Source organism: Dokdonella sp. (genome assembly GCF_051958935.1).
In the GTDB taxonomy this organism is placed as follows: Bacteria; Pseudomonadota; Gammaproteobacteria; order Xanthomonadales; family Rhodanobacteraceae; genus Dokdonella_A.
In genome coordinates this window covers 26,288-37,170 of the sequence record NZ_JBQCFP010000168.1, presented here as the reverse complement: position 1 = coordinate 37,170, position 10,883 = coordinate 26,288, and the positions used below count along the sequence as shown (strand labels likewise).

General features: G+C 70.0%; 7 protein-coding genes and 2 rRNA genes. 5 read left to right on the top strand and 4 right to left on the bottom strand.

Annotation, left to right across the window (positions count from 1 at the left end; genetic code table 11):
* From ACTHK2_RS15950 to ACTHK2_RS15935, 4 genes are all read left to right on the top strand, one after another.
* A 23S ribosomal RNA gene (locus tag ACTHK2_RS15950) occupies positions 1–248 on the top strand; the annotation flags it as partial.
* A gap of 115 nt (positions 249–363) precedes the next feature.
* Positions 364–478: ribosomal RNA gene (rrf, locus tag ACTHK2_RS15945) — 5S ribosomal RNA — on the top strand.
* Between the two features lie 97 nt (positions 479–575).
* Positions 576–833: a YcgL domain-containing protein gene (locus tag ACTHK2_RS15940; RefSeq protein WP_440246704.1), complete on the top strand. Its 258-nt coding sequence runs from the start codon at positions 576–578 to the stop codon at positions 831–833.
* 80 nt (positions 834–913) lie between these two features.
* On the top strand, positions 914–4,315 hold the full coding sequence (locus ACTHK2_RS15935; RefSeq protein ID WP_440246703.1) for an ankyrin repeat domain-containing protein: 3,402 nt from the start codon (positions 914–916) through the stop codon (positions 4,313–4,315).
* Between the two features lie 30 nt (positions 4,316–4,345).
* Here the strand turns inward: ACTHK2_RS15935 and ACTHK2_RS15930 are convergent, their stop codons facing one another.
* From ACTHK2_RS15930 to ACTHK2_RS15920, 3 genes are read right to left on the bottom strand one after another with little or no spacing between them, the layout of a single operon-like run.
* Positions 4,346–5,077, bottom strand: coding sequence for an SDR family NAD(P)-dependent oxidoreductase (locus ACTHK2_RS15930; RefSeq protein ID WP_440246702.1), 732 nt, complete (start codon positions 5,075–5,077; stop codon positions 4,346–4,348).
* Positions 5,074–6,402 (bottom strand): FAD-binding oxidoreductase, encoded by a 1,329-nt coding sequence (locus tag ACTHK2_RS15925; RefSeq protein ID WP_440246701.1) that lies wholly within the window; start codon positions 6,400–6,402, stop codon positions 5,074–5,076. The genes ACTHK2_RS15930 and ACTHK2_RS15925 overlap by 4 nt, the downstream gene beginning before the upstream one ends.
* Before the next feature lies 1 nt (position 6,403).
* Positions 6,404–8,194, bottom strand: coding sequence for a monovalent cation:proton antiporter-2 (CPA2) family protein (locus ACTHK2_RS15920; RefSeq protein WP_440246700.1), 1,791 nt, complete (start codon positions 8,192–8,194; stop codon positions 6,404–6,406).
* Between the two features lie 193 nt (positions 8,195–8,387).
* Here ACTHK2_RS15920 and ACTHK2_RS15915 point away from each other — a divergent pair, with 193 nt between their 5' ends.
* The gene (locus ACTHK2_RS15915) at positions 8,388–8,711 is read left to right on the top strand and encodes a hypothetical protein (RefSeq protein ID WP_440246699.1); all 324 of its coding nucleotides are present in this window, start codon (positions 8,388–8,390) and stop codon (positions 8,709–8,711) included.
* Here the strand turns inward: ACTHK2_RS15915 and ACTHK2_RS15910 are convergent.
* On the bottom strand, positions 8,689–10,860 hold the full coding sequence (locus ACTHK2_RS15910) for a hypothetical protein (RefSeq protein ID WP_440246698.1): 2,172 nt from the start codon (positions 10,858–10,860) through the stop codon (positions 8,689–8,691). The genes ACTHK2_RS15915 and ACTHK2_RS15910 overlap by 23 nt on opposite strands.
* Positions 10,861–10,883 lie beyond the last annotated feature (23 nt).

The following is a 10,883-nucleotide window of genomic DNA, read 5'->3' as shown; positions in this document are numbered from 1 at the left end:
CTAGTACGAGAGGACCGGAGTGGACGATCCCCTGGTGTTCCGGTTGTCACGCCAGTGGCACTGCCGGGTAGCTACGATCGGAAGCGATAACCGCTGAAAGCATCTAAGCGGGAAGCGCGCCTCAAGATGAGATCTCCCGGGACACAAGTCCCCTAAAGGCCCCATGAAGACTACGTGGTTGATAGGTCAGGTGTGTATCGCAGTAATGCCGAGCTAACTGATACTAATGAGCCGTGCGGCTTGATCATATAACTCCAAGACGCTTCGCTGCCTCGACGACGAGGTCCGGCGACAGCCAAACGCTTGAATACGTCCCAAGTCCCAATGCAGAGTCCGCGCAACGTGCGCGACTCTCACCAGTTCCCTGGCGACCTTAGCGCTGTGGTACCACCCGATCCCATCTCGAACTCGGAAGTGAAACGCAGCTGCGCCGATGGTAGTGTGGCTTAAGCCATGCAAGAGTAGGTCATCGCCAGGGGCTTTACCCAGAACGCCTCCCCGGAAACGGGGAGGCGTTCTTCTTTCCGGAGGCCGCCGATCCACGCGCGGTCCGGGCCGAAACCGGAGGCGACGTGATGCGCTGTTTCGTTTACAAGAGCTTGCGCAAGGCCGAAACCTACGTCTACCTGCGCAAGCAGGACGGCGGGACGGAGCTGCCCGCCGCGCTGCGCGACTCGCTCGATCCATTGCAGCATGTGCTCGAACTCGACCTCACGCCGACGCGCCGCCTCGCGCAGGCCGACGCCGCCCGCGTCATCGAGGCGCTGGAGCTGCAGGGCTACTACCTGCAGTTTCCGCCGAATCCGCTGGTGACCGAAGCGGGCTCTGCTTAACTTCGGCCTAGCGGCGCCGTACGCGCGCATCGATATACTCGCCCGCGAGCGGCAGCCGCCGTGGGCGAGAAGGGCGACGGATGCGCAGACGCGCGATCAACTGGTTCAACGCGTTGAAGTCGATGCTGCGGCTGCAGTTGCCAGCGTGGTTGACCTTCGCCGTCGCCGCGCTGATCGAACACCCCGTCTCGCTGGTCCTGCTGCTCGTCGCCAATGCGATCACGATGACCGCGGTGTGTCGCGCCCTGGGATTCGATCTCGACAGTGCTTATCTCCGCGCGCTCGCGCGACGCGGCAGCACTTACTTCGTCGCCCTGTCGGCCTACACTGCACTCGTCGCATTGATCCTCGTCGCGCCGGCGTGGTGGCTGGCGCGTGACGGCTCGCTCGAGGCGGCGTTGGCGCTGTCCGCGGCGCTGGTTGCCTCGCTGCTCGCGCCGTGGCGTGTCTGGCCCGCGTTCGCCCTGCCGCTGCTTTGGGACGACGCCTACCCGCATACCGAAGAGCGCGGCTCCTGGCTGACCGCTGCGCTTGCACGATCGCTCGCGTTCGCCCGTCACGTCACGCGGGAACACGACATCTTCTTCACGGCCGGCTTGCCGGCGAGCCTGGCCCTGCTTTCACTCGCGATCGGCGCACTCGCGCTGTCCGGTATCGGCGGAATGCTCTCGGGCGACGTGCGCGTCGTCGCACTCGCGACCTACGCCTTGCTGCTCGTGCCGTTCACGCATCTGCTGGTCGTCAATCGCACGCTGCGTGCCATGCTCGCCGCCGCGCGCAGCGCGCGCCGGCAGGAAGCCTTGCCCGGCCCTGCGTCCATCGACGGCGTGCCAGGAGCATTGCCGGATGGCATCTCGCGCCGGGAGCTCGATGCGACGCTGCTGTGTGCGGTCCATTCCGCCCAGACGAGTCTCGCACTCGCCGCGCTCGAACGCGGCGCCGACCCGAACGTATTGCCGGCCGTCGACCATCGCGACCAGCGCAGTCCGCTGATGATCGCCGTGACGTTGCCCGACCAGCGCCTCCTGCGCACCCTCATCGCGAAAGGCGTGGATGTCAACCGGTCGCACGGCGGGTTCACCCCGCTGATCGCGGCGACGCGTGACAGCTACGAAGGGCGTCCCGAGGCCGTCACGACCTTGCTCGCGAACGGCGCCGACGCGCGTACTGCCGACGCGGCCGGCAACACGCCACTCCATCATGCCGCGCGATGCGTCGAACCGATCATCGCTGCACTGCTCGTCGATGCCGGCGTCGACATCGATGCTGTCAACGGCGAGGGCCTCACGGCGCTCGCCATCGCCTGCGTCGGCGCGAACTGGAAGACCGCCGCCTTCCTGCTCGAGCGCGGCGCGAGGCCCGAAGTGGATCACACGCAGCCGGCCTTGATCTGTGCGGCGGGCATCGCCGACGACGATCCGACCGGCGTCAAGCTGCTCCTCAGGCATCGCGCGCGGCCGGACGCGCGGGGCGCGCTCGATCGCACTCCGTTGCTGACCGCGGCACTCGCCGGCCACGCTCGCATCGTCGAAGCGCTCCTCGCCGCGGGCGCCGGCGTCGACCAGGCGGACGGGCGCGGCACGACGCCATTGATGGAGGCCGCGCGTTCGGGGGCCGTTGCGGTGATCCACATGCTCGGCAAGCGCAAGCCGGCTCCCGACCTCGTCGATGCAAGCCAGCGCACCGCTCTGATGATCGCATGCCAGTCCCGCCACGCGGGCGAAGACACCGTGCGCGCGCTGCTCGCACTCGGCGCCGATCGCGCGCGAGTGGGCGCGGACGGCAAGCGCGCGCTCGATCATGCGGCCGCAGCCGGCCGCTGGCACATCGTGGCACTGCTGGACCCCGCCTACCCCATGCCGAGCAGCCTTACCGGCGATCGCGCGGACGCATCCTCCGCGCACGCCGACCATCTGCTCGACGCGCTGCGCTTCGGGCACTGGAACGTGGCCGATGAATTCGTCGGCGTGGTCGGCCAATGGCCCGCGGGTGCGCTCGCCGATCTCTATCTCGATCTGGCCGAGCCCGAACACGCTGCCGCACGGGCGTGGCTGCTCAACCATGGACTCGACCGGGACGCCATCACGCGCGCCGGCACGCCCTTGCTGCACAGCCTGCTGGACGCGCTGCCTCGCTCCGCGGCCGCGATCACCGATCTCGTCGGCGCCGGTGCGCCGGTCGGCGGCGCCGCATTTCTCGCGCGCGTGCTCGCGAAGGGCGGCGCCGAGCCCGCGATATCCGCACTTGCTCGCGACCTGTTGCTGCGCGGTGCGGATGCGTTCGGTTTCGCGACGGGAGGCGTGACCGCGCTGCATCGCGCGGCCGCACACGGCGATATCGCCCTCGTCTCGATGCTGCTCGAGCGCGGCGCGGATCCCAATGCGCGCGACGCGCAGGGCCACACGCCACTGCACGCGGCGGTACGCGCGGGCTCTGCGACGGCGATTGCGTTGTTCAAGCCGTTGCTCGCGGCCGGCGCGAATCCGGAGATCGCCAATGCGAACGGTGAAACGGTACTTGGCCTTGCGCTCGCGCGCGGCGAATCGGAACTCGCGTATTGGCTGAACTGGACCGATTGGCCGCTGCCGCTGCGCCGCATGCGCGACGGCGATCTTCCGGCAGCCGCCGCCGCCGGCGACGGCGAAGCGGTGCGGCGCCTGCTGGAACTCGGGCTGCCGGTGGATGGCATCGACGCGCAAGGCGCGACGGCTCTCGTGCGAGCCGCGGGTAACGGGCACGCCGCACTGCTCGTGCAACTGCTCGCCGCCGGTGCCGACGTCGAGCACACGACCCAATCCGGTATCCACTGCCTCGGAGCCGCGGTAGCTGCGCGTCGCGAGTCGATCGTCCGCACGCTGCTCAGTCATGGTGTCGCTCCGGACCTGCGCATCGCCGGTGGCGGCACCGCGTTGATGCTCGCCGCGGCGAACGGCGATGAACGCATCGCGGCCGCCCTGCTCGAAGCGGGCGCGAATCCGGAAGCACGCGACGACCAGGGGACGACGCCCTTGCTCGTCGCCGCGCAGGCTGCGTTCGAAGGCAGCGATACCGCGCGCGCCGCGGCGATGTTCGCATTGCTGCTGCGCGCCGGTGCACGACTGGATTCGCGCAACGAGGCGGGCCAGGACGCATTGCTCGTGCTGCTCGGCGCGCGAGCGCAGCCGGGGACGCGTTGCGACGCGGAGCATCTTTACCGCCTCGCCGACGTCCTGCTCGAACGCGGCGCGCGCGCCGACAGCCAGGACAAGCGCGGCGTGAGCACCCTGCACGCATGCGCCCTGCACGGCCTGTCCGGCTGCGTGCGCATGCTCAAATCACACGGTGCGCCGCTCGACCTTGTCGATGGATTCGGCCGCACGGCGGCCGATGTCGCAGCGCTCCTCGGCTACGTCGACGTCGCAGCGGAGCTCGGTGGCCCTCCCGCCGCACCGCTTCCCGGGGTGCGCCAGACCCTGCGTCGACCGGCACGCACGCCCGATTGAACAGGCTCCCCGACACCGGCGCGCATGGCGCTAGGTGCGCATCCTGCGGAAGAGCGGCCATGGCAACAGGCGTACCGCAGCGGCGATCAACGCGAAGCGAAGCGGCAGGTACCAGAGCCCCGAGCCCCGCTGCAGTCGGCCGACGACGATGCGCGCGATGGCAGCCGGTGGAGCGGCGGCGGTCGGCAGGTCGAGGCCGTGCGTGAGATTGGTCGCGAGGAACCCTAGCCGGTAAACCTGCACGCGCAGTTCCGCGGGCGTGTAGCGATGGCGCAGGCTTTCGGCGAGCGACTCGATGCCGCGCTTCGCGGCCGAGTAGACGACATTGCGGCTGCGGCCACGCACGGCGGCGATACTGCTGAACACGACGACCACGCCGCGGGTCTCGCGCAGGCGAGGCAGCAGCCCGTGCACGATCGCGAGCGGAGCATGCAGGTTGATCGCGAGCAGCTCACCGATGCGCGATGCATCGAGCCCCAGGTCATCGTCCGGCCGCGACACGCCGGCCGGCAGCAGCAGGCTCTCCAGCGGTGGCAGCCCGTCCAGTGCGGCGGCAACGCGCGCGCCAGGATCGGCCTCGCGGGCGAGGTCGAGCGCGAGCGTGCGCACGGTCGAGCCGTAGCGGATTCGCAGGTCCGCGCCGACGGCCTCGATGTCGCGTGCGTCCGATGCGACCAGCAGCAGCGCATGCCCGCGCTGCGCGAGCTCGGTCGCGATCACCCGTCCCAACCCGCTCGATGCGCCCACGACGACGGCCGTCACAAAGCGAGCCTCCGTGCGAGTTCCGAGGTGTGCAGGCGGCCGGGATCCTGCCGAGCGAGGCGTTCGCGCGCCGCATCGAAGCCGCGGATGGCGCGGCGCACGATGGTCGCGTCGAGCGTGCAATCCTTGATGAGGTTGGGGCGCGCGTCATGCGCGAGCGCGAGCTCAGCCATCGCGCCGAGGAATGCGTGCCCGCCGTGCGCCGCCGGCGCCGCGACCTGGATAGCGAGCGCGACGCCTTTGCCGTCGAACGAAAACCCCTCAGGCGTTCCGGCGAACAGCTTGCTCGCGATCAGCGCGATGCGCGGCCGCGTGCGTGCGACGAGCTCGGCGAGCGCCGCAGCGAAGGCTTCGAAGCGCGGATGCGGCACGAGCCACTGCGCTTCGGCCATGCCCGCGCGGCCGTAGCCGGCGAAGTACGTGCGTGCGCGATTGAGCGGGAACAATGCTTCGCCAAGCGGCATCGGCACCTGTCCCGCGCGGCGCCAGCGCCAGCCGAGCCAGCGGTTCGCCGCGGCGATACCCGCAGGGTTCCAGAGCGCGAGCGGCAGCGGTGGGATGTGAGCCGGGAGGTCGGCGGATGGCGCCGGTACCTCGTCGAGCGCCTCGTCCTCGTCGCTGGCCAAGCCGATGTTGATCACGCCGCGACCGAAGCGGGACGCGCCGCCGTCGTGCCAGCCATACAACACGGGCGCATTGCCGGCTTCGCGCAGGACGCGAGCCGCTTCGGCGAGATCCGTCACCGGCACGCGCCGCATCACGAGCGCGCGCGGCGGCCGCGCCAGGCGCAGGGTGGCGCAGCCGATCGTGCCGGCAAGGCCGAAGCCTGCGTAGGTCGCCGCGAACAGCTCGGACTCCCGCGTACGCTCGGCGACGCGCGCTTCGGTGCCGGGTCGATGCACGACGATCGCCTCGACCCACGCACGGAAGGTGCCGTCGCGCGCCGGATTCTTGCCGTGCACGTCGGCCGCGATGCAGCCACCCACCGTCGCGCGCGGATGGCCCGGCGTGACGGGAAGGTACCAGCCGTGCCGCAGCAGGAACCGCTGCAGATCGCCGATGCGCGCGCCGGCTTCGACCGTAAGCCGACCCTGCGCGGCATCGAACGCGAGCAGGCGATCGAACGCTTCCAGGCTCTGGCTGATCGCGCCGTTGCCGAAACTCGCGCCGACGTAGGACACGCCGCCGCCGCGCGCGATGCGCGGCGCGTCAGCGGGCAGCGCATCGAGCAGGCGGTACCGATCGGGCCGCTGCAGCGCGCAGCGCGCGTGGAATTGCCGGTCGAAACTCGTCAGGTCGGCTTGCGCGACCGCGTAGCCGCGCATCTCAGGCATCCTCTTCGCCCGTATCGGCCTGGAACAGGCGCATGAGGTCGTCGCGGGCTTCCTGGGCGGACTGCAGCAGCGCCGCCTCGTCGTCGTAGACCGGATACTGGCTCGCGAGCACGCGCTCGTCGTGTTCGCGGAAGCGCCTGACGTAATCGTTCGCGCTCGCCTCGTCGTAACCGAGCGCCATGAACACGCCGCGCGAGATCTCCAGGCTCGAGAAGAACGTCTCGCGCACGATGCTGTCCACGCCGAGGTCCATGAGCTTGAACACGTGCTGGCGATTGCGCGCGCGGGCGAATACCTTGAGATGGGGGAAATGGCGCTTGAGCAGGCGCGCGGTGCGCAGGTTGGAGTCCGGATCTTCGGTGGTGATGACGAAGATCTCGGCCTTGTCCGTCTGCGCTGCACGCAGCAGGTCGAGTCGCGATGCGTCACCGAAGTAGACCGCGTTGCCGAAATGGCGCATGAAGTCGACCTGTTCGGGGTCGCTTTCGAGCGCGGTGAACGGGATCCGGTTCGCGTTGAGCATGCGCGCGACGATCTGCCCGACGCGCCCCATGCCGGCGATGATCACGCGCGGCGTGCCGGCGTCGATGCGGTCGAATTCCCGCGTGGGACGCGCCTTCGTCGCCGGCACGATCTCCGCGCGCAAGCGCACGAGCAGCGGCGTCGCCGCCATCGACAGGGTGATGACGAGGATCGCGAGGTCGCGCTGCTCCGGCGAAAGCAGGCCGTTGGCGGCCGCCATCGTGAACACGACGAACGCGAATTCGCCGCCTTGGGCGAGCACCGCGGCCAGGGCAAGAGACTGGGCGTGGTCCTCGCGTGCGACGCCGCGGCCGATGCCATAAAGCACGGCGGCCTTGAGCACGATCAGGGCCAGCAGCAGCACGCCGACCAGCTGCGGCTGCGCCATCGCCAGGTGCACGTCGAGCGACATGCCGACACTGATGAAAAAAAGGCCGAGCAACAATCCGCGGAACGGCTCGATCTGCGCTTCGATCTCGTGCCGGTACTCCGAGTCGGCGAGCAGCACGCCGGCGAGAAACGCGCCGAGCGACATCGAGATGCCGGCGACCTGCATCAGCCACGCGGTTCCCATCACGACCAGCAGCGCGGTGGCGGTGAACACCTCGGGCGTGCCGATCTGCTGCGCGGCAGCGCGGAACATCGGGCGCAGCAGGTAGCGGCCGCCGACGACGACGAGCGCGATCGTCGCGATCACGCGCAGCGCGGCGAGCAGTTCCTCGAGGACGCCCTCTTGGGCGTGGACGCCGCCGAGGATCGGGATGAGCGCGAGGATCGGAATCGCCGCGACGTCCTGGAACAGCAGGATCGCAAACGCGAGTCGACCATGTGCGCTGTTGAGTTCCTTGCGCTCGGCGAGCAGTTGCAGGTCGATCGCGGTCGACGACAGCGCGAGGCCGAGCCCGACCACGAGCGCGCTCTTCCAGTCGAGGCCGAACGCCAGCGCGACGCCGCCGACGAGCACCGCGGTCGCGGCGACCTGCAGGCTGCCGCTGCCGAACACGCTGCGCCGCATGACCCACAGGCGCTGCGGCGACAGCTCCATGCCGATCACGAACAGCATGAGCACCACGCCGAGTTCCGAGATGTGCGAAATCTCCTCGGTTTTGCCGATCAGGCGTAGGCCCGACGGGCCGATCAGCGCACCCGCGCCGAGATAGCCGAGCACGGCACCCAGCCGCCAGCGCTTCGCCAGCGGCACGGCGAGCACCGTCGCGAGCAGCAGCAGCACCGCATACGGCAGGAAACCCTGGTCTTCCACGCAATCGCTCCTTGACGGTGGGAACGCGCGACGTCGCCTACGGCGCGTTCGCACCGGGATATCGCGCAATGCCGCGGCATCGCGCGGGCGGCACGGGCGGCCGCGCGCCGAGTATCGCATGCGTCGGCAGGCGGTCGCAGACGCTGAGACACGGCCGCCGACGCTGCGCATCCCACGATCGGAGGAACCCGCCATGTTCGTCGCCCCGCTGTCGTTGCCGTCCGCCGCCACCCGCGCAAAGCCCCTCGCGCATGCGACCGGGGCCGCTCGCAGCCCGAGCCCATGGCTCGCCGGCTGGCTGCTCGCCGGCCTGGTTGCGGTCGCGTTCGTCCCGGCGTTGCGCGGTGGAAGCGCCTTCGGCGCGACCGCGCCGTTCTGGCTCGTCGTCGCGCCCGCGGTCGACCTCGCCTGGCTCGCGCGCGCGCGCATCGGCGTCGCCATGAGCCGCGTTCTGCGTCGCATGCGGCGCCGGACGCCCATCCAGGCGCGGCGGCTCACCGTGCGCGCCACGCGCTGAGATCGAGCAGGTAGTAATCGCGGTCGTCGATGCGCACGACGCCGGGCTCGCGCTCGAGGCGCGCCGCGACGACGGCGACGGCGAGCGGCACGTAGGCGTATTCCTTCGCCGCGACGGCCGGCTGAGGCAGCACGAGCCCCTCGATATGCTGGTCGCGGAGGAAGTCCTCGAGGGCCGCTTCGGTCTCGACGAACTCGGGCCGTGAATAGGAGATGGTCAGCAGGTTTTCGAACCGGGTCGGTAGCCAGAGGCTCGCCGGTTCGGTCGCGTAGCCGACGGTGCGCGTGCTCGCGCGCAGTTCCTTCAGATGGCGGCCGATCTTTTCCATGCCGGCGCGGCGGAGCGTCGGCCAGCGCAATGCCCGCGAATCGTGCCAGTTGCGCGCCAGGTCCAAGTCGAAAGCGCGCGTGCCGGTCACCCAGCCCGTGCTCGCGAATGCATACGCGGCCTGGAACAGCGCGAACGCGGGAATGCAGGCGAGTACCGCCGTGCGGGCGACGCCGCGAACGCGCGACAGCGTCGCGTTCGCCGCGAGCAACAGCCCCGGCAGCAGAGCGGCGAGGAAATAGTTGCCGTCACTGCCGCGCACGTGATAGCGGATCCCGAGCGCGAGCGCGGCCCCCGTCGCCACCAGCGCGAACAGCGGCCACCTGGCGGTTGGCCGATCCCGCGCGCGCCAGCCAGCGACCATGGCCGCCGCGCCCACCAGTGTGAACCAGAACCAGGCGTTGCCGACCCAGGAGATCACGATGTGCGGCATCGTTTGCGGGCGGAACAGCCAGTCGACGACGAGGCCAGGCACGGTCGACCAATCCTGCGGCGAAGTCCATTCGAGCGTGCCGACCGGTGGCCGCAGATGCAGGCCGAGCGAACTCCACAGGCGGAACAGCGGGTCGGGACCGACCGTCGGCATGCCGGCGAGCAACCAGGTGCGCGCGGTCACGAAGATCGTGACGACGAGTGCGCCGATCGCGGCGACCATCGCAGCAACCGATGCATCGCGCCCGCCGCCTGCGTGTCGTTCGCGCCACGCGTGCGCGGCGGCAACGAGCACGAGGATGCCGACGAACGGAATCGCGATGAGCTTGGCCATGCAGGCGAGCGCCGCGCCGGCGAGCAGCCAGCAGGCATCCGTCACCGAGCGCGTGCGCGCGAAACCCAGCGCTGCATCGGCGGCGACCAGCACGAACAGCGCCGCGATGGCGTCGGGCTTGGGCTCTATCGCGGTGGCCGCGAGCGCCGGCAGGGTCGCGATCAAGGCGAGTACGGGCAGGCGCGCTGCCGGGTCGAGGCCGATGCGATCGGCGATGCGGGCGCACACGATGAGGATGAGCACGAACACGCAGATCGACATGCCGCCGATCACGCTGCTGTCACCTAGCGCAGTCACCGGCAGCAGGAACACCTCGTACAGCTTGGGGAAGTAGTGCACCGGCGAAACGAGGCCGAGCGGTTCGAACACGGAGTGGCCCGGATCGAGCACGTACTCGCCGCGCAACCCGTACCACAGCGAGTCGTAACCGTAGACGACGTTCGTGCGCGCGTACAGCAGTGCGATCCAGGCTGCGAGCGCGCCGCTCCAGATCCGGTTCGCGCGCGACTGCGCCCGCAGACTGCGCCAGAGGAAGATCAGCAGCGGCGGCGCGCGTCCGAACGCCGCGACGAGGCCGAGCGCCAGCGTCAAGGCGCGCAGCTGGCGGATCGATCCGAAGCCGAACGCGGACGCGGTCCATGCGATCACGCTCCACGCGACGAAGCCGAGCACGAAGGCCTGCACGTAGTCCGACGCTTCGCGCGCACGAGCCGCGCCGCAGAGCCGGCGCAGCGCCATGCCCGTACCGACCACGATTTCCAGGTACAGCACGTCGATGAGCAGCGGCACGTCGACCGCGTGGCGGCGCAGGAACACGGCGAGCGCCACGCCGGCGAGCAGCACGGCCATGCGCGCAGACGACAGTGCGAATGCGGTCGCCACCAGCGCCATGAGCACGAGGCCTTCGAGCCCGCCTTGCCAGTACGCCGGCTGCGCGACATGCCAGTCGAATGGTCCCGGGCCGACGAGTTGCCAGGCAGGGACGGCGATGAACGCAACGGCGAGCAGGAAGGCGATGACGGCGAGCGCCATCGCGGAATGTCGGTCGATCGGCATGCGGCAGGTGCTGGCGCCGCTCA